We start from the raw sequence: 18,083 nt of genomic DNA, 5'->3' as shown, positions 1-18,083 counted from the left end.
CGGCACCCCGCCCGCCGCGGGTGCGGACCGGCTCAGGTCAGCAGGCCGAGATCGTGGGCGAGGGTGATCGCCTTGTTGCCGCCCAGCGTCAGTTCGTCCGGCTTGCGGCCGAAGAGATACGGGACCAGCAACGACCGCAGCGCTGCGAACTGCTGGAAGTCGGACTTGCGGACGAAGGCGGGATTGTCCAGGTCGTCGGGCACGTGGTACGGCCGGGTGTACCGCATCATGGTGCCGGTGGACGTGCCGCTGCCGGCGGAGTCGGTGGCGACCAGGCCCGGGTGGCCGACGCCGAGTTCGACGCAGTAGCGCGTGCTGGAACGCTGCCCCGAGGTCGCGGTGGCCGTGTCGGCGCTGAACTCGACGGTCGTCCCGTTGCGCAGCTCGATGCTGTACTTGATCCGGGTGGAGCTGACGGTCAGCGCCACCTCCAGCCGCCAGCTCTCGCCCCATGAGGTCGGCCGCGTCGAGCGCGTCAGCGCGTCGTCCACGATCCGGGCGAACGGATTGTCCGTCATGGTGTCCCGGCACAGCGCCCAGACCCTGGGGCCCTCCGTCTCGGACGCCGGGTTCAGCAGCAGCTGGGTCTGCGCGGACAGCCGGAACCGCTCGTGCTCGAACTCCGCGCTGCGGCCCTTCACCGAGAACAGGAAGGTGCCCGGTGCGTCGCCCTCGCAGTGCCGGCGGCGCAGCCCGATGCCCCGGCTCAGCAGGTCCTTGGCCGCGGTGTCGTAGTAGGTGTCGGTGGTGATCTTGTCGTCGAGCCGCTTCATCTCCAGGATGCCCATGTCCGCGCGGGCGTCCTGGTCGCCCAGCAGCCGGGCCATCGCGGCCAGGGCGCCGGCGTGGGCGTCCTTGCCGACGTCGTACTCGGCCTCCGCCTCGATGCCGGTGGCCATCTCCTCGCCGGGCCGCAGGACGTCGGCGTACTTCACGTAGACCGCGCGGTCCGAGCGCAGCCGCTCGCCCGCGTTCCAGTCGCTGAGCCGGACCCGCTCGGCCGCCTTGAGTTCGCTCTCGGTCAGCGGGCGCAGTTTGACCTTGCCGGAACCGCCCTTGCCCTTGATGCCGCCGCTGAAGTGGTTCGGGGCGTTGGTGCCGCCCTCGGTCTGCGCGGTCAGCCACTCCGCCTTCACGCCGAGCTGCGGGTACTCCGCGATGAACCAGTCCCGCAGCGCCGCGCCCGAACTGCCGGACGGCGGCGTCGCCTTCAGCAGCTGGGCCAGCTGCTCGTAGGTGTAGGCCACCTCGACGTCGCAGACGTTGCCGTTGGTGCCCTTTCCGGGTTCGAGGAGCGTGATGCGGTCGAGGACCGTGTTGTCCTGTATTTCCAGAGTCACCGGGACGAGGTCGTGTGGTGTGGCCATGTGCTCCGGATTGCACAGGATCTGGCAGTGGAGCGTGATTCCGGTTTCCGTGACGACCGGCGGTTCGGTGACGATCTGTGCGAATTTCGAATAGTCGTTCCGTGCCGAATACTGCGGGTCGGAGACTTTCGGCGGGTTGCTCTTCCAGATCCGCAGCCGCTCTTCTTCGAATTCCATACGGAGTCCGCCGGGTGTTTTCTTCGACGTCCGCTCCGACTCCGGGACCTGGGCGTCGGTGGTCAGCACGTGCCCCTTGCGGACGGCGCTCGGCCGGGCGGCCTCCTGGGCGCCTCCGGTGCTGACGGGCGCTGCCACCCTGAGGTTCCAGGACGGGAACCACACGATCTCGCCCTTGGGGTCGAGCTGCCCCTCAAGGCTGTACTGCACCCGCTCCTTGACGAGGCGATGGCCGGTGATCTTCTGCGGTTTCGGCAGCGAGCTGACGTTCACGATCGTCCCCGCCGGTAAAACCAGCGGAGAACCGCCCGATTTGGCGGCAGGATTCTGTGATGCAGATGTGGTCACATTTCCCCCTGTGGTCGGCACCGCAATTCTGGAGCGGCCCGACTCATATTCGGCAGGGGTGCGCCGATCGTCAACCGTCACCGACGGCTGATTACCTCTGGTATCGAACGTCTAGTTCCGGTCCGAAATGTGTGTATGAAACGGCTCAGTTGGTGCCGATCCGGGCCAGCAGGTCGACGATCCGTGCCTGGACCTCCGAACTCGTCGACCGTTCCGCGAGGAAGAGCACGGTCTCCCCCGAGGCGAGCCGCGGCAGATCGGCCTGGTCCACCGCGGCCGTGTACACGACGAGCGGGGTGCGGTTGAGCTGTCCGTTCGCGCGCAGCCAGTCGACGATCCCGGCCCGCCGCTTGTGCACCTGGAGCAGGTCCATCACGACCAGGTTCGGCCTCAACTGCCCTGCCAGCGTGACCGCGTCGGCGTCACTCGCGGCCCGGGCCACCTGCATCCCGCGCCGCTCCAGCGTCGCCGTCAGCGCCAGCGCGATCTCCGCGTGCTCCTCGATCAGCAGCACGCGCGGCGGATGCTGCTCGCTGTCCCGCGGCGCGAGCGCCTTCAGCAGAACGGCGGGATCGGCACCGTAGGCCGCCTCGCGCGTCGCCTGCCCGAGCCCGGCGGTCACGAGCACCGGCACCTCGGCCGCGACGGCCGCCTGCCGCAACGACTGCAACGCCGTCCGCGTGATCGGCCCGGTCAGCGGGTCCACGAACAGCGCCGCCGGGAACGCGGCGATCTGCGCGTCGACCTCCTCGCGCGAGTGCACGATCACGGGCCGGTACCCGCGGTCGCTGAGCGCCTGCGTGGTCGTCACGTCCGGCGCGGGCCACACGAGCAGCCGGCGCGGGTTGTCGAGCGGCTCCGGGGGCAGCTCGTCGTCGAGCGGCTGCGGCCGGGGCGTGTCCGCGATCTCCACGGCCCCACCGGGACCGTCCAGCGGCTCCGGCCCCTCGGCCGCGTTCTCGTCCGGTGCTCCTATGGCGTACGACCGTCCGGCGCCCTCGGTCAGGTGCGCGAGCCGCGACTGCCCGGCCAGGGACGGCTGCGCCTGCTCACCCTGCGGGTGCGTCCGGCCGCCCTGCTCCCCCGTCCCGTGGGCGGGTTCGGGCCGCGTACCCAGCTTCCGTCGCCGTCCGCCCCCACCCGGCTGATGCGGCGGCGGAGTGGCGGTCGGCTGCTGCACCTGGGCCGCCTGCCGTGTGAACGGCACGCCCTGCCCCAGGGTCCGCACGCTGATCGCCCGCCCCTGGGTGGAGTTGGGATCGATGGGCGCGACAGCCTCGGCGGGCAACGGCTGAGCGGCCCGCCCCTGCGCACCTACGGGAACACCCGGAGCAGGAGTGTGCGGAGCCGGGGTATGAGGGTTCCCCTCCACGTCCGGCGCCACGGCCGCCTCGGCACCGTTCGCCGCTCCGGCGGCCGGAGCCGTACCGGGCACCGGCTGCGCGGCCGGAAGCGCCTGCGGTGCCACCGGCTCGGCGGACTGCCCCTGAACGGGGGCGACTTGACCGGGAATGCCGTGCGGGGAGACGGGCTGCCCCTGAGCCGGAAGCCCTTGGGCGGGCACGGCCTGACCGGGAACACCCTGCGGCGGAATCGGCTGACCCGGCGCACCGGGCACACCGGGGGCCACTGCCCCAGGGACACCCTGACCAGGGACGCCCTGCGGGGCGACCGGCTGGCCCTGGATCCCCTGCGGAGCGACCGGCTGGCCGGGATTGCCCTGCGGCGGCACGCCCTGAGCCGGGATGCCCTGCCCGGGGACCGCCTCGGCCGGAAGCGGCAACGCCTGCCCCGGAGCCTGCCCCGGAGCGGCTGGATTCTGCGCGGGAGCGAGTTGCATGGCGCCGCCGGGCTGCCCGGCCGGCTGCCCGACCTGCCCGGCTTCCTGCTGCGCAACGCCCTGGTGCTGCCCCGCACCGACCTGCGCCGGCACCCCCTGCTGCCCCTGCCCGGCCGTACCCTGCGCCGGAACCACCGCACCGGGCCGTCCGTGCGCCTCGGCACCGGCGGCCTGGACCGGGGCCATCGCGGGCACCGACTCCCCTGCCTGCGGCTGCTGTTGAGGCTGCGGCTGGCCGACGGCCCGCCGCCGTCGCCCGGTCGGCGCACTGGCGGGATGCGGCTGCGGCGGAGTGTGGTCCTCGGACTGATCGACCGGAACGGCATCGTGCCGCCCGCCGTCACCGGGATGCCCGGCCGGTCCCTCGGGTCCAGCGGGAACCTGCCCCGGCACCACCGGAACTCCCGGCGCCTGCGCGGCCGTTGCCCCGGAGACGTCCGGCGTCCGGTCGGCGTCGGCCGGCGGCAGCGCGAACACCGTCCGCGCGCCCGCCTCCTGCGCGGCGGCCCGCTCGGCAGCGGCGGCCAACGCCCGCCTACGGCGCCCGGTCGGCTGTCCGTCCCCGTCACCGGACTCGCCGGAGCCCTCGGGGCCACCGGCGTCCTCGGCGGAGCCGCCCGCGGGCAGCGCGGCGGGCAGCGCCTGTCGTTCACCGCCCACCGGCACGCCCCTGGGCGACACCGTGCCGCCCAGCCCCGTACCGGAGGCCGCGGTCCCGGCGGCATGCTCCGCCGCCGTCATCACAGCGCCCTCGGAGACACCCTCGGACCCGCTCTGGTCACCGTCGGCCGCGCGCCCGCGCCGCCGCCCGGTACCGCCGGACGCACCCTCGCCGCCCGCCTCCGCGGCGGCCACCGACTCGTCGCCCGCGCGCCTCCTGCGCCGCCCGGTCGGCACCGCCGCCTCGCCGCCGCCGGAGGAGTCGTCGGGACCCTGCCCCTCGCTCTCCAGGAACGCGTCCACCGAGGACCGCTTGGCCCGCCGCCTGCCGCTGGTGCCGGACGCCTGCTCGGGCAGGGCGAGTTCGGCCCCGCCGGGCGCCGCCGGAGCGGCCACCGCGCCCGCCCCGCCGCCGATCGGAACCTCCAGGACGTACGCGCTGCCGCTCATCCCGGGCACGTCGTGCGTCTGCAGCACCCCGCCGTGCGCCCGTACGATCCCGCGCACGATCGGCTCGTGCACCGGGTCTCCCCCGGCGTACGGCCCGCGCACCTCGATCCGTACGACCTCACCGCGCTGCGCCGCCGCCACGACGACCGTGTTGTCCATGTAACCGCCCGCCGACATGGGCGAGTTGCCGGTCGCGTCGACGCCCGCGACATCCGCGACGAGATGCGCGAGCGCGGTCGCGAGCAGCACCGGGTCGACCTCGGCCTCGATGGGCGGCGCGTGCACGGCGAACTGCACCCGGCCGGGCCCGATCAGCTCCACGGCCCCGTCGACACCGGCCGCGACCACCGCGTCCAGCATCACCTTCGTACGGGCGAGTTCCCCGTCGCCGGTCTCCAGCCGCTGGTAGCCGAGCACGTTGTCGATGAGCTGCGTGATGCGCGAGTAGCCGGCCGAGAGGTGATGGAGAACCTGATTGGCCTCGGGCCACAGCTGCCCGGCGTCGTCGGCGGCCAACGCGGCCAGTTCGCGGCGCAGTTCGTCGAGGGGGCCGCGCAACGACCGGCCGAGCAGCGTGAGGAGTTGGTCGTAGCGTCCGGCCAGCTCCTCGAAGCGGTCCTTCTCGCGCTCGCCGAGGGCGGCGTACCGCTCCTCGTTCGCCGCGAGTTCCTCCCCGTGCCGCTCCTGGAGCTCCTCCACCTCGGTGATGTGCTTCTGGCGCAGCGAGGTCAGCTCGGACGCGTGCTCCTCGTCGAGCCGCTCCAGCTCGTCCCGGTGCAGCTTGTCCGCCGCGTCCTTCTCCTCGGCGAGCGAGTCGTAGGGCCGCCGGTCGGTGAACGTCATCACGGCGCCGACGAGCTGGTCGCCGTCGCGCACGGGCGCGGTGGTGAGGTCGACGGAGACCCGGTCCCCGTTCTTCGCGAACAGCACCTGTCCGCGCACCCGGTGCTTGCGCCCGGACCGCAGGGTGTCGGCGAGCGGCGACTCCGCGTACGGGAACGGCGACCCGTCCGCCCGCGAGTGCAGCACGAGGGTGTGCAGTTCCTTGCCGCCGAGATCGCTGGCGCGATACCCGAGGATCTGCGCGGCGGCCGGATTGACGAGCACGACCCGCCCGTCGGTGTCCGTTCCCACGACGCCCTCGGCGGCCGCGCGCAGGATCATCTCGGTCTGCCGCTGCGAACGGGCCAGCTCGGCCTCGGTGTCCACGGTCCCGGAGAGGTCGCGCACGACGAGCATCAGGAGTTCGTCGGAGGTGTAGCCGTAGCCGTCGTAGGCCTGCTGGCCGTCCTCGAGGTTGGCGCTGGTGACCTCGACGGGGAACGCGGAGCCGTCGGTGCGGCGGGCGGTCATACGGGTGGGCTTGGTCCGGCCGCGCGGGTCCATCGAGTCGGGGCGGCGCATGGACCCGGGGATGAGCCGGGAGTCGAACTCCGGCAGCAGGTCCAGCAGTCCGCGCCCGACGAGCGCGGTGCCCGGCGCCTCGAAGGCCTCCAGCGCGATGGTGTTCGCGTTGACGACGGTTCCGTTGGCGTTGACCAGCACCAACGCGTCCGGGAGTGCGTCGAGTATGGCTGCGAGGCGAGCAGCGCCTCGGGATGGCCTGCTGCTCACGAGACGCTTCCTCCCTGTTACCGCACCTTGCCGACCGCGGAGGCCATCTTGCCAACCTGCCCGCGACGTGTCACGCGAGGGAGTCTAAGGGCAGTCGTTGTGCTCGCGGAGTGAGATGAGAGGGAGGTCGCACGGTGAAATGACGTAGAACGTGTGACCGACCGTCGTCGAGCCCCTACCGACGGAGGTCGGGCAGCAGCGGGACCATCGCGTTCCAGCGGGAGATCGCGCAGCCGTTTCCGCGGTCGTACGTGGTGTCGACCGGGCGGCCGGCCCAGGTGCCGGTGACATGGGCGGTGGCCGGGCCGCCGTAGATCATCGTGCACATGCTGTCCGGGGGGACCGGGGCGAAGGGGTCCTTTCCCCACTGGGTGTTGCGGCCGACGGCCGCGCAGGCGCCGGTCACGTCCGGGTGGGTGCCGCCACCGGGGTGGCAGTACAGGTCGTGCGTGCCGTCGGCCGCGGTGCCCGTGTTCCGGACGGTGACGGTGAGGTGGTCTCCGCCCGAGCGGTCCTCGTCACGGACGGGTGGTGGCGCGAGGACGTGGGGCGCGGCGGGGGCGGTGTGGACGCGGGCGGCGGCGGACGAGGCGGCCGGCGAACCGACGGCGGCGGCGGACGCGGCGGCGATCACGAGGAGACGCTTGACCTGCAACATGACCTGACTAACGGCCGCCGCCCCCGGACGTTGCGGACCCGGCCGCCGGCATCAACGGCTTTGCCCTGCGGGCCGCCTGCCTAGTACCGTAGGACGCGATTGGTGACAGCGCGCTCGTCTGTGTCATCATCTGCACGCACCACTCGCGCTCGCGCGGGAGGTTGATGCTGGAGGCGTCGCCTAGTCCGGTCTATGGCGCCGCACTGCTAATGCGGTTTGGGACGCAAATCCCATCGAGGGTTCAAATCCCTCCGCCTCCGCACCACACCCGAAGCCCCGGTCCACGCGACCGGGGCTTCGGTCGTAGCAGGGGTCGTCCCGGAGCCGCTCCGAGACCGTTTTCGCAGCTCACAACGGGTGCGGCTAACGGATTTCACATGGCGGCGGCAGTCATGTAATGTTCTTCCTGTCGCCGCGAACGGGCCGGAAGGGCCGGGAGCGAGACAGAAAAACAAGAGAAAACAAGCACTCGTAGCTTAACGGATAGAGCATCTGACTACGGATCAGAAGGTTGCAGGTTCGAATCCTGCCGAGTGCACATCGACGAGAGGCCCCGGAGCGATCCGGGGCCTCTCGCGTATGCCCCGACGACGCCTTGATCCCGTTCCGATCGCGACCCGGCCCGCTAGGCCTCCTCGGGTCTCCCTCGTGGGGTCGCGCGGCATAGAGTGCTGCGGCAGATCCGACAGAACCGGCCGAACCCACGGAACCACCCCACCGTCCGGCCGGGCCGACCGCCCGTGGAGGCAGATCGCGATGGAGACCCCGCCGCAGCTCACCGACGGACGGCTGTTCACCTCGTGGCAGGCGGACGTCCCCGCGCTGCTGGTGGTCGTGGTCCTCGGCGGGCTGTACGGCTGGGGCGTCCTGCGTCTGCGGCGGCGCGGCGAGGCCTGGCCGGTGGCGCGGACCGCCGCGTTCGCGGTGCTCGGCCTCGGCACGATCGTCGTGGCGACGATGTCCGCGCTGGCCGTCTACGACCGCGTGCTGTTCTGGCCGGCCGCCGTCCAGAACGTCCTCCTGGACCTCATCGCCCCCCTCGGCCTGGCCCTCGGCGATCCCCTGCGGCTCGCCCTCCGTGCCCTGCCCGAACGCGCCGCGGCCCGCGCGCAGGCCACCCTGACCGGCCGTTTGGTGCGCCTCCTCACATTCCCGCTGGTCAGCACGGCCCTGGTGCTGGCGACCGAGCTGACGATCTACTTCACGCCGTACTTCGAGACCGCTCTGGCCGACGACTGGCTGCACCAGCTGATGTACCTCCACCTGCTGCTCGCCGGAAGCCTGTTCGTCCTCCCGGTGCTCACCCGCGAGGAGGCGCTGCCCGCCTGGTGCACGCATCCGGTGCGGGCGGGTCTGGTGTTCGTGGACGGGATCATCGACGCGGTCCCGGGCATCGTGGTGATGACCCACGGCACGCTCATCGCCGGCTCCTGGTATCTCAGCCACTCCCCGTCCTGGGCCTCCGACGTCCAGCACGACCAGCAGCTCGGCGGCGGCGCGATGGTCGGCATCGCCGAACTCGTCGCCCTCCCCTTCCTTCTCGCGATCCTCGTCCAGTGGGCCCGCACGGAGCGCGCCGAGACGGTGGCGCTGGACCGGCGGCTGGACGCGGAGCTGGAAGTGGTCCGGCCTGCGCCCACGGAGGCGACGGCGGGAGCGGCGGCGGTCGCGGCGGGGGCGGGTGGCCCGGCCGAAGGCCCCGGCCCCGAGCTGGTGCGCCCGTGGTGGGAGACCGAGAACAGCGAGGTCGCCCAGCGCATCCGCGGCCAGCGGTGACCGGGCCGCGACCGTCCGGCCCCGGGTCCGGACCCGGGGTCGGCCCTACCGCACGATCCGCACCTCGCGGGACATGCTCACCTGATCCACGTCCGACGTCCGGACCGTCACCTTCATCGTCCAGTTCCCGGCGATCGGGAGGTTGAGGCTGTTGGTGCCCCAGTAGCCGCCCTCGTCCTTGATGCCGGCGTCGAGCGGGCCGATCTTCTGGGCGGGGAGGGTGAAGGAGAGGCGGAGTTCGGGGACGGTGGCGAAGCCGCCGTCGGGGCCGTAGACGACCGCCTCCACCGAGTTCAGGCCCACGCGGCCGGGGTCGAGGGTGATCTGTACCTTGCCGCCGGCGTCGCCGACGCGGAAGGGGACCATGGTGACGGAGGCGGCCGGGATGCCTGCCGCGGTCGCCGTCTGCTGGGCGTCCGCCGCCGCGCGGCCCGGGAGGGTGTTGGTGAGGAGGGTGGTGACCACCAGTACCGCCACGCCTACGGCGACCTCGACCAGCACCGAGCGGCGCAGGCCGCGCCGGAGACGGTCCTGGGAGTCGTCCGGGCCCGCTTCCGTCGTGCCGTTCCCGCCGTCCCCCGGGGACAGGGGCGCCCCGACCGTCGTGGAGGCAGGTGCCTCGTCCGGTGCGGAAAGAGTCGACCCGTCCGCGCCCGTCCGCACCAACTCCGGTGTCCGGAGCCGGACTTCCGCCCCCGTCAGGCGGCCCGTCCACTGCCGGGACCAGGCCGCCGCCGCGAGCAGCAGCGCGACCGCGCCGAGCTTCACCAGCAGGATGCGGCCGTACGACGTGCCGGTGAGGGCGTTCCAGGAGCCGAGGCCGCGCCAGGACTGGTAGATGCCGGTGACGACCAGGACGGTGACCGAGGTGAAGGCGAGGCGGGAGAAGCGGGCGACGGAGGCCGCGTCGAGGGTCGGTGAGCGGTAGAGGACGGTGAGGAGGGCCGTCAGGCCGCCCAGCCACACCGCCATCGCGAGCAGGTGCAGGACCGCCGAGGTCATCGCCACCGGCACCTGGATCCCGGCGGACGCGTGTTCCGCCGACGCCCAGGTCAGGGCCAGTCCGATCGCCAGGGTGGTGCCGGTCGCCACGGTCGGGCGGCCGAAGCGGGTCCGGCCCCGGAGCCGCAGGAGGAAGACGGCTGTGGCGGCGAGGAGGACGAGTCGGGCCGCGAGGGCTTCGCCGGGGCGGGTCGTGAGGGTCTTGGGGAGGGCGGAGGGTTCGAAGGCCGTGGTGAGGGCGGTGCCCGCTTCGTAGGGGGAGCGGAGCACGAGCAGGGCGAGTGTGGCCGCCAGGAGGGTCCACCAGCCGGTGCGGATCGGCTTGTTGAGGACCGCCGGGTCCGGGGGGCGGCACAGGAGCAGGAAGGTGGCGGTGCCGATGAGGAGGGCCGCGGCTATGTAGGCGACGTAGCGGGCCATGTCGTAGAGGGTGCCGGTGAGGGGGTCCTCGGTGGGGGGCGCGGGGATCGGGGCGGTGGTGGCGGAGGGTTTGCCGATGGAGAAGGTGAAGGCGCCCGAGACCGGGTGGCTGTCGGCGGAGACGACGCGCCAGGCGACCGTGTAGGTGCCGGTGCCGAGCTTCGCCGGCAGGGTGACGCTCGCCGTGTCGCCCGCGCCCTTCGCGTGGCGCGCCGAACTCGTCGACACCCGGCGGTTGTCGGGGTCGTAGACGCGGAAGGAGTCGTCGAGCAGGGCGACGGACTCGGAGAAGGTGAGGGTGACCGTGCGGGGGGCGGACTTGACGACGCTGCCGTCGGCGGGGTCGGTGGATTCGAGGGCCGCGTGCGCGGAGGCGGTGGACGCGGTGCCGAGGAGGAGCAGGAGCAGAAGGGGGGCCAGGAGCAGCACCCGTCGCAGGCCTCGGCGTCCGGGCCTCCGGGGGCCGGGGTTTTCCCGGTCGGTCTGGTCGCGCTGGTTCCGTCGTCGGCTCACGTCACGTCTCCGTCTTCGCTTCCCCGTCTTCGGACCTGCGGGCCCGTCCCGGTCGTGTCAGGTTCCGGGTCCCGTCGGCCCCGGTCACCTCGGGCCTCCCGATAGGTACGGAGGAGCCTCCCGTCCCGCTCACCACGTGGGTCTCGCCGTCACCCCGCCGTCGACCACCAGGTCGTGCCCGGTGATCCAGGAGGCGAGGCGCGAGGCCAGGAACACGCAGGCGTCGGCCACGTCCTCCGGTCGCCCGAGCCTTCCCGTCGGCGCCGCCTCCCGCCATCTCCGCACGCCGTCCGGCCAGGCCGCCGCCAGCCCCTCCCGGTCGATCAGGCCGGGCGAGACGGTGTTGACGCGGATGCCGTACGGGCCGTACTCCAGGGCGGCCGACCGGGCGTGCATGACGACGGCGGCCTTGGACGCGGAGTAGTGGGCGTGCAGCGCGGCGGGGGCGCTCGCCTCGATCGACGCGATGTGCGTCACCGTGCCGCCGCCGTCGCCCTGTTCGCGCATGATCTCGGCCGCCGCCTGGGTGCAGGCGAAGACGCTGGTCAGGTTGGTGTCGACGACCGTCCGCCAGTCGGCCGCGGTCATCGCGGGCAGCGGCTGCGTGGGCTGTACGCCCGCGTTGTTGACCAGGGCCGTCAGCCGCCCGCCGCTCCACTCCGCCGCCTCGCGGACCAGTCGGCGGCAGGCGTCCTCGTCGGTGAGGTCGGCCTGCAGTACGACGGCCCGTGCGCCCGACTCCCGTACGCGCGCGGCGACTTCACCGGCCGCCTCCACCGCCGTACGGCAGTGGACGGCGACCCCCGCCGCGCCCTCCTGCGCGAACCGCAGCGCGATGGCCCGTCCGATGCCGCCGCTCGCGCCGGTGACCAGGGCGAACCGGCCTGCCAGGAGGCCGTTCACGGGCGGCACAGGGCGGTGATGCGGGCGGCCTCGGACGGGTCGTGGGCGTAGCGGGCGGTCAACTCGGCCGCGTCGCCGTGCTCGTAGCCGTCGTAGGTGAAACCGGGGGCCATCGTGCAGCCGAAGAACGTCCATGCGCCGCCCTCCACCACCCGCGCCCCCATCCAGGTGCCGCCGGGGACGGTGAACTGGAGGTGCTGGCCGTGCCGTACGCCGGGGCCGAGGACCGCCGTGCGCAGGGTGCCGTCGGGGGTGAGGAGGAGGAGTTCGAGGGGGTCGCCGAGGTAGAAGTGCCAGATCTCGTCGCCGGGGAGGCGGTGGAGCGCGGAGAAGTCGTCCGCCGTGAGCAGGGCGACGATCGCCGTGCCCGCCGGGCGGCCGTCGGTGCGTTCGGGGCCCGCCCAGGTCTGCCGGAACAGGCCGCCTTCGCGGGGGATCGGTACGAGGCCGTAGTGGGCGACGAGGTCTTCCGGGGTCACTCGGGCAGGCTACGGGAAGACCACCTCACGGGGGAGAAAGGCCAGTTGAGCGTGTTTTTCGGGCAGGAAGACGTCCGGTATGTCCACCTCGGGGAGGACGACCCTCGGCCCCGGCACGAACCCCTGCCGCAGGAACCGCGCGATCGCCTTCTCGTTGCGCACGTCCGGATCGACCACGACCCGGCGCCGGTCGAGTCCGAGCAGGACGTACGACGCGAGAGCGCCCATGAGTGCCGACGACCAGCCGGGCCGTCCGCCGTCCGGTCCCGCGGGAGCGAGGAGGAGGTGGATGCCGATGTCTCCGGGGCGTACGTCGTAGCAGTCGCCGACGCGGTCGGCCGCGGGGTCGTAGGTCTGGAGGAGCGCGACGGGTTCGGCGTCCCGGAGCACGAGGTGGGCGTGGTGGGTGTCGAGGGTGGCCATGTGGGCGTAGATCTCGGTGACTTGGGCCCGGGTGAGGCCGTTCATGCCCCAGAACGCGGCCCGTTCCTCGGTGACCCAGCGGTGGATCGTCCCGGCGTCGGCCCGCGGGTCCAGGGGGAGGACGTGGACGGTGCCGAAGCCGTCGACGTGCTGCGAGTGGAGCGGCCTGCGGGTGTGACCGGGGTGACGGGCGGGGGCGTGCGGCTCAGACATCGGTGTCCCTCACGAGGGGTTCGAGGCGGTTCCAGTCGGTGATCACGGGGGCCATGTCTCCCCCGAGCCACAGGGGCAGTTGGTCGTGGTGGTGCGGTGCGGCGGGATTCCCCGACGCGCCCAGCGGCACCACCCACAGGCTGTCGTCCCGCCGGGCCAGGTCCCAGACGAAGCGGGCCGCCGGACCCCGCGCGCTCAGGTCGGTGAGCCCGGGGACGGAGGACGTGCACAGGACGCAGTCGTGGTCACCGGACAGGCGGGGAGCGGGAGTTGGGGTGGCGGTGTCCGTGAGGGCTCGCCAGGGTGCGAGGCGGTGGCGGTCGCCCCATTCACCGGACGGGGCGACCGCCGCCTCCTCCAGCGCCGCCCGCACGGTCGCCGGCCGGTCGATGCCGTACAACTCCGCTGCCCGCAGCAGGTGTTCGAGCGCGAAGCCGACGCGCGGGAGCAGTGCGAGCCATGGCAGGAACACCTCCGGGTACGCGGGCGGTTCGGCCAGCGCGGCGAACGCCGGGTGGGCCGCGAGCCGTTGGACGACAGCGCCGCGAACGGCCGCGTAGGCGGCGGCGTCGGTGCTGTCGGCGTCCATGCGGCGGTCCCAGGCCAGCAGCCGGTCCCGGAGTGCGGCGGCCTCCGGGGTGAGGCCGGTCAGGGCGGCCAGGTGGTCCAACAGGGGTGCGGCGGAGCCGAGATGGGTGTCGGTGTGGATCGCGGGCATGTCGGCGGCAGACCATTTCTCGCGCTCGCCGAGGAGTGCGGTGATGCGGTCGGCGCGGTGGCCCGGGGCGAACTCGACGCCGAGCGGGGCGGCGGGGCCGCGCTGGTTGGCCATGACCGCGATGCCGTCGGCGGTGAGTCCGGCGCGGGGCGGCGCGTGCCAGCCGTGCCATTCGTGCCCGGGTTCCCAGGCGGGGACGAGCCGGGTGCGGTTGGCCTCGGCGCGCGAGGGCACCTTGCCAGCGACCCGGTGCAGCAGTCCGCCCTCGGTGTCGGCGGCCTGGACGACGTTCACAGGTTCGGCCCAGTCGTCGAACGCCCGGTCCACGTCGGCGACTTGGCGGGCGCGGAGGAGCGGGAGCAGCGCGGTGAAGCCGAGGTCCTCGGTCACGCGGGGCGGGTAGCGGAGGCTCACGGCGAGGGGCGGGGCGGGGGACGAGGTGCCGGGCGGGTCGGCGACGATGCCTCCGTCCAGTCCTTCCGGTCCCCCGATCACGACGGGCCCGCGCCCGGTCTCGATGATCTCGACCTCCACGGACTCCTCGCCGGCCACGTCGACGGTCTCGGTGTGCCGGGCGGTGCGGTGCCACCTGCCGTCGGGGCCGAGGGCCTCGACACCGGCGCCGGTGCGGCGCAGGCGTTCCCGGTAGAGGTCCTGGTAGTCGGCCATGGCGTTGGTGATGGCCCAGGCGACGGTGCCGGCGTGACCGAAGTGGGCGATGCCGGGGACGCCGGGCACGGTGAGGCCGACGACGTCGAACTCCGGGCAGGAGAGGTGGATCTGCTGGTAGACGCCGGGGTCCTCGATGTAGCGGTGCGGGTCACCGGCGAGGACGGCCCGGCCGGTCGTGGTCCGCGCCCCGCTCACCAGCCAGCCGTTGCTGCCGGAGGTGCCGGGCCCGTCGGTGGCGAACAGGCCGACGGCGTCGGGCCCGAGGTGCCGTACGGCCTCCTCGCGCCAGAGTTTGGCCGGGAACCCGGCGAACAGGATGTGCGCGCCGAGCCAGACGGCGAGAGGGGTCCAGGGCTGCCAACGGCCGGGTGTGAGGCCCGCCGTGGCGAACTCGGGTGCTGAACCGCCCGCCGGCAGGCCCTCGTTGACCCCGTCGACGTAGGACCTGACCCAGCGCGCGGTCTCGGGGTCCCGCTTCTCCAGTGCGGTGAAGCAGCGTCTCGCCGTGTCCTCCAGGCGGGCGCGGCGGGCGAAGAGGTCCCAGGACAGGGCGCCGGTGCCGAGGAAGGACGCCGAGGTGCCCCGCGCGCGGTGCCGTTCGACCTCGATCTGCCAGGCGCGGTCGCGGGCGGTGACGCGGCCCTGGGCGCGGGCGAGTTCGTCGGCGCTGTCGGCTCGCAGGTGGGGGATTCCCCAGGCATCGCGGTGGATCTGGGTCGTCACCCTGTGGCCTTTCTGTCGTGCGGCTGTTTTTTAGGTTAGCCTTGCCTAAGTTACTCGTGGGGAAAGCGTACGCGAAAGGTGAAGAGACGATGGCGCAGGGGCGCGGCTGGGAGGGCGCGGTACTGAAGCTGCTGCGCGCCAAGGACTACGAGTTCACGGTGACGAGAGCCGAGGACGTCACCCCGCACTACCGCCGCCTCCGCCTCACCGACGGCGGCATGCTCGCGGCGACCGGCGTCCACCCGACGATGTGGGTCCGGCTCTGGTTCGACAACGCGGGCAGGCCGCACCAGCGGGCGTACACCCTGGTCGACCCCGACCCCGGGGCCGGCACGTTCGGCCTCGAATTCGCCCTGCACGAGGGGCGGGCGAGCGACTGGGCGCGGGACGCGAAGCCCGGCGACACCATCGAGGCGACGGTCCAGGGGACGGGCTTCGAGACACCGGACCCGGCCCCGTCCCACCTCTTCGTGATCGGCGACCCGGCGTCACTGCCCGCCGTCAACTCCCTGTTGGGAGCGGTGGGTTCGACGGTCCCGGCGACGATCTGGTTCGAGGGCGACGGCGAGGGCCTGCCGTTCCGCACCGACCCGGACCGGCACGAGGTCCGCCGGCTCTCCCGGGGCCGCCTCACCGAGCGGGTGAAGGCGGAACTCCCGGACCTGCTGAGGACGAGCGCCGACCCCTACGTCTGGATCACCTGCGACACGACGACCACCCGGGCCCTGTCGTCGTACGTACGAAGGGAGTTGGGCGTCCGCAAGGAGCGGGTGCACGCGCTGGGGTACTGGCGGGCGGGCTGAACAGGGCCGCCGAAACGCCTGTGTGCCGAGGCCGGGGCCGGTCTACGCTCTGCGGATGACCTTGGAATGGGAACAGGTAATCGTCCACGCGGAGGACCCGACGGCCCTGGGCCAGTGGTGGGCCGAGGCGCTCGGGTGGGTCGTGGTGTACTCCGACGCCGACGAGTACGAGATCCGCCCCGCACCGGACCGCCTCCCGGGCCTGGAGTTCGTCCGGCTCGACGAGGCCAGGCAGAGCAAGAGCCGCCTGCACCTGGACTTCCGGCCCGACGACCAGGCCGCCGAGGTGGCCCGCCTGGAGGCGCACGGCGCGCGCCGCGTGGACATCGGCCAGGGCGAGCAGTCGTGGGTGGTCCTGGCGGACCCCGAGGGCAACGAGTTCTGCGTACTGGGTCAACGCCGGCCCTAGGTCGTGTCGGCAAAGTCCTGTCGCCCGCCGACCCGGCGCACCGGCGGGCATCCGCCGCCCGCACGGGCCATCATCGACCCATGGACGTCACCCTTCACCTCGCCCAGGACCCCGACGCCGACGAACTCCTCGGCCGTTCCCCGCTCGCCGCGCTGGTGGGCATGCTGCTCGACCAGCAGGTGCCGATGGAGTGGGCGTTCAAGGGGCCGCGGACGATCGCCGACCGCCTCGGGGCCACCGACCTCGACGCGCACGACATCGCGGCCCGCGACCCCGAGGCCTTCGCCGCCCTGCTCTCCGAGAAACCGGCGGTGCACCGCTACCCGGGTTCCATGGCCAAGCGCGTCCAGCAGCTCTGCCAGTACCTGGTCGAGCACTACGACGGTGACCCGACCGGCATCTGGGAGGGCGTCGGCACGGGCCGCGAACTGCTCGGACGCCTTGAGGAACTGCCCGGCTTCGGCAAGCAGAAGGCCCAGATCTTCCTGGCCCTGCTCGGCAAGCAGCTCGGGGTCCACCCCAAGGGCTGGCGCGAGGCCGCGGGCGCCTACGGCGAAGCCAGGTCCTTCCGCTCCGTCGCCGACATCACCGGCCCGGAGTCCCTGGCCAAGGTCCGCGCCCACAAGCAGGAGATGAAGGCCGCGGCGAAGGCGGCGAAGGCGAGCGGCAGCGGCGGCGGCAAGTAACCGCGCCGGCGTCCCCGGAACCCCCGCGCCGGCCACCCCCGTCAGCCAGGTGGCCCGCCCCGGTGGCGGGCCGCGGGTCCCCGGTCAGAGCATGGATCATGACCGAGGCACCGAGCGGCCCCTGGGGCCCGGAGTACGACGACCGCCGCGCCCACGACACTCGTGCCCCGCGCGGCCCCCGTGACGAGCGGGAACCGGAATTCGAAGGCCCCCTCTTCGCCCTGTCCAAAGCCGCGTGGCAGGTCGTCCTGTTCACCGGCGTCGCGTCCCTGGTCCTGGGCGTGCTGGTCCTGGTGTGGCCCGGCGCGTCCCTCTTCGCGGCCGGCATCCTCTTCGGCCTGTACCTGCTGATCAGCGGCGTCTTCCAGCTGGTCGCCGCGTTCGGCACGCACCGGGCGACCTCGCTGCGCGTCCTCGCGTTCATCAGCGGCGCGCTGTCGATCGTGCTGGGCCTGTTCTGCTTCCGCGGGCCGATGCAGTCGATCCTGCTGCTCGCCCTGTGGATCGGCATCGGCTGGCTGATCCGGGGCATCACCCAGACCCTGGCCGCGATCCACGACCGGACGATGCCCGCCCGCGGCTGGCAGATCTTCCTCGGGATCGTCACCTTCATCGCCGGCATCGTGCTGATCGACTCCCCCTTCCGCTCGGTCGCCGTCCTGACCCTCGTCTGCGGCATCTGGCTGGTCGCGGTCGGCGTCGTGGAGATCGTCACGGCCGTCCGGATGAGGAGTCACGCCAAGAAGGTGCCCCAGGCCCTGTGAGCCTCGCCGGTAGGCCGTGCGGGCGGTTTACGCGCCCGCCGCGATGAACACCGCACGGCCGCTGGGAGATGACCTTCCATGAGCACGAGGGTGCGCCCCGCACACCGCCTCGCCCGCAGCCGCGCCTGGCTGCGGGCCCTCGTGCTGCTCCTCGCCCTGCTGGTGCCCGGCACCCACGCCGAACTCCGTGCGACACCGGCCGCGCCGACCTCCGCGGAGACGACCGTCGAGTATGACGTCCTCGACACGGCGGCGGCCCTGCGGCCCGTCGGCGCCCTCGCCGTCCACCGGCCCACCGCGGCCCCGCGGCCCGCGCCCGCCCCGGCGTCCCGGGCACCCCGGGCGCGGTCCCTGCCCGCGCCGCCCTCGCCGCCGTACCCCCTCCGCGCCCTGCGCACCGTGGTCCTGCGCTGCTGACGGACCGGCCCCGCCCAGGTCAACCGTCACCACGACGCTAGGAACACA

The 18,083-nt window shown here is 73.1% G+C and carries 14 protein-coding genes and 2 tRNA genes; 8 read left to right on the top strand and 8 right to left on the bottom strand.

The features are described from left to right. Positions 1–32: 32 nt before the first annotated feature. The 3 genes from ACIPTO_RS22670 to ACIPTO_RS22660 all read right to left on the bottom strand — a co-directional run bounded on the left by ACIPTO_RS22670 (position 33) and on the right by ACIPTO_RS22660 (position 7,114). Positions 33–1,817 carry a hypothetical protein gene (locus ACIPTO_RS22670; RefSeq protein ID WP_401194964.1) on the bottom strand — a complete coding sequence of 595 codons (1,785 nt, stop codon included), beginning with the start codon at positions 1,815–1,817 and terminating at the stop codon, positions 33–35. 220 nt (positions 1,818–2,037) lie between these two features. Next, a complete protein-coding gene (locus tag ACIPTO_RS22665; protein ID WP_401194961.1) occupies positions 2,038–6,456 on the bottom strand; it encodes a PAS domain-containing protein in 4,419 nt (1,472 codons plus the stop codon). 175 nt (positions 6,457–6,631) lie between these two features. Beyond that, complete coding sequence (locus tag ACIPTO_RS22660) at positions 6,632–7,114, bottom strand: SSI family serine proteinase inhibitor (protein ID WP_366318931.1); 483 nt, start codon at positions 7,112–7,114, stop codon at positions 6,632–6,634. 169 nt (positions 7,115–7,283) lie between these two features. Between ACIPTO_RS22660 and ACIPTO_RS22655 the strand changes: the two genes are divergently transcribed. The 3 genes from ACIPTO_RS22655 to ACIPTO_RS22645 all read left to right on the top strand — a co-directional run bounded on the left by ACIPTO_RS22655 (position 7,284) and on the right by ACIPTO_RS22645 (position 8,890). After that, a tRNA-Ser gene (locus ACIPTO_RS22655) sits at positions 7,284–7,374 on the top strand. 205 nt (positions 7,375–7,579) lie between these two features. After that, positions 7,580–7,652 (top strand) — tRNA-Arg (locus ACIPTO_RS22650). Positions 7,653–7,870: 218 nt separating this feature from the next. After that, positions 7,871–8,890, top strand: coding sequence for a cytochrome c oxidase assembly protein (locus tag ACIPTO_RS22645; RefSeq protein ID WP_401194959.1), 1,020 nt, complete (start codon positions 7,871–7,873; stop codon positions 8,888–8,890). 45 nt (positions 8,891–8,935) lie between these two features. Here the strand turns inward: ACIPTO_RS22645 and ACIPTO_RS22640 are convergent, their stop codons facing one another. From ACIPTO_RS22640 to ACIPTO_RS22620, 5 genes are all read right to left on the bottom strand, one after another. Then, a complete protein-coding gene (locus ACIPTO_RS22640) occupies positions 8,936–10,738 on the bottom strand; it encodes a copper resistance CopC/CopD family protein (protein WP_401195456.1) in 1,803 nt (600 codons plus the stop codon). A 216-nt stretch (positions 10,739–10,954) separates the two neighbouring features. Then, positions 10,955–11,737 (bottom strand): SDR family NAD(P)-dependent oxidoreductase, encoded by a 783-nt coding sequence (locus tag ACIPTO_RS22635; protein ID WP_401194957.1) that lies wholly within the window; start codon positions 11,735–11,737, stop codon positions 10,955–10,957. Further along, positions 11,725–12,207, bottom strand: a complete 483-nt coding sequence (locus ACIPTO_RS22630; RefSeq protein ID WP_401194954.1) for a cupin domain-containing protein — start codon at positions 12,205–12,207, stop codon at positions 11,725–11,727. The genes ACIPTO_RS22635 and ACIPTO_RS22630 overlap by 13 nt, the downstream gene beginning before the upstream one ends. Positions 12,208–12,216: 9 nt before the next feature. Beyond that, the gene (locus ACIPTO_RS22625) at positions 12,217–12,843 is read right to left on the bottom strand and encodes a GNAT family N-acetyltransferase (protein ID WP_401194951.1); all 627 of its coding nucleotides are present in this window, start codon (positions 12,841–12,843) and stop codon (positions 12,217–12,219) included. Beyond that, the gene (locus ACIPTO_RS22620) at positions 12,836–14,956 is read right to left on the bottom strand and encodes a penicillin acylase family protein (RefSeq protein WP_401194948.1); all 2,121 of its coding nucleotides are present in this window, start codon (positions 14,954–14,956) and stop codon (positions 12,836–12,838) included. The genes ACIPTO_RS22625 and ACIPTO_RS22620 overlap by 8 nt, the downstream gene beginning before the upstream one ends. A gap of 89 nt (positions 14,957–15,045) precedes the next feature. Between ACIPTO_RS22620 and ACIPTO_RS22615 the strand changes: the two genes are divergently transcribed. The 5 genes from ACIPTO_RS22615 to ACIPTO_RS22595 all read left to right on the top strand — a co-directional run bounded on the left by ACIPTO_RS22615 (position 15,046) and on the right by ACIPTO_RS22595 (position 18,035). After that, a complete protein-coding gene (locus tag ACIPTO_RS22615; protein WP_401194946.1) occupies positions 15,046–15,759 on the top strand; it encodes a siderophore-interacting protein in 714 nt (237 codons plus the stop codon). Between the two features lie 55 nt (positions 15,760–15,814). Next, positions 15,815–16,168 carry a VOC family protein gene (locus ACIPTO_RS22610; protein ID WP_401194944.1) on the top strand — a complete coding sequence of 118 codons (354 nt, stop codon included), beginning with the start codon at positions 15,815–15,817 and terminating at the stop codon, positions 16,166–16,168. 80 nt (positions 16,169–16,248) lie between these two features. Further along, positions 16,249–16,854: an HhH-GPD-type base excision DNA repair protein gene (locus ACIPTO_RS22605; RefSeq protein ID WP_401194942.1), complete on the top strand. Its 606-nt coding sequence runs from the start codon at positions 16,249–16,251 to the stop codon at positions 16,852–16,854. Positions 16,855–16,952: 98 nt separating this feature from the next. Continuing rightward, positions 16,953–17,618 carry an HdeD family acid-resistance protein gene (locus ACIPTO_RS22600; protein ID WP_366318981.1) on the top strand — a complete coding sequence of 222 codons (666 nt, stop codon included), beginning with the start codon at positions 16,953–16,955 and terminating at the stop codon, positions 17,616–17,618. A gap of 78 nt (positions 17,619–17,696) precedes the next feature. After that, a complete protein-coding gene (locus ACIPTO_RS22595; RefSeq protein WP_401194938.1) occupies positions 17,697–18,035 on the top strand; it encodes a hypothetical protein in 339 nt (112 codons plus the stop codon). Positions 18,036–18,083 lie beyond the last annotated feature (48 nt).

The organism is Streptomyces sp. NPDC090083 (genome assembly GCF_044747445.1).
Taxonomy (GTDB): Bacteria; Actinomycetota; Actinomycetes; order Streptomycetales; family Streptomycetaceae; genus Streptomyces.
Note: the sequence above shows the minus strand (reverse complement) of the source record. Positions and strands in the feature narration are given on the sequence as shown.

Excerpts from the sequence above, each read along its gene's own strand:
- ACIPTO_RS22660 (WP_366318931.1), bottom strand. The coding sequence starts at position 7,114 with ATGTTGCAGGTCAAGCGTCTCCTCGTGATCGCCGCCGCGTCCGCCGCC.
- ACIPTO_RS22645 (WP_401194959.1), top strand. The coding sequence starts at position 7,871 with ATGGAGACCCCGCCGCAGCTCACCGACGGACGGCTGTTCACCTCGTGG.
- ACIPTO_RS22625 (WP_401194951.1), bottom strand. The coding sequence starts at position 12,843 with ATGTCTGAGCCGCACGCCCCCGCCCGTCACCCCGGTCACACCCGCAGG.
- ACIPTO_RS22615 (WP_401194946.1), top strand. The coding sequence starts at position 15,046 with ATGGCGCAGGGGCGCGGCTGGGAGGGCGCGGTACTGAAGCTGCTGCGC.
- ACIPTO_RS22610 (WP_401194944.1), top strand. The coding sequence starts at position 15,815 with ATGACCTTGGAATGGGAACAGGTAATCGTCCACGCGGAGGACCCGACG.
- ACIPTO_RS22605 (WP_401194942.1), top strand. The coding sequence starts at position 16,249 with ATGGACGTCACCCTTCACCTCGCCCAGGACCCCGACGCCGACGAACTC.
- ACIPTO_RS22600 (WP_366318981.1), top strand. The coding sequence starts at position 16,953 with ATGACCGAGGCACCGAGCGGCCCCTGGGGCCCGGAGTACGACGACCGC.
- ACIPTO_RS22595 (WP_401194938.1), top strand. The coding sequence starts at position 17,697 with ATGAGCACGAGGGTGCGCCCCGCACACCGCCTCGCCCGCAGCCGCGCC.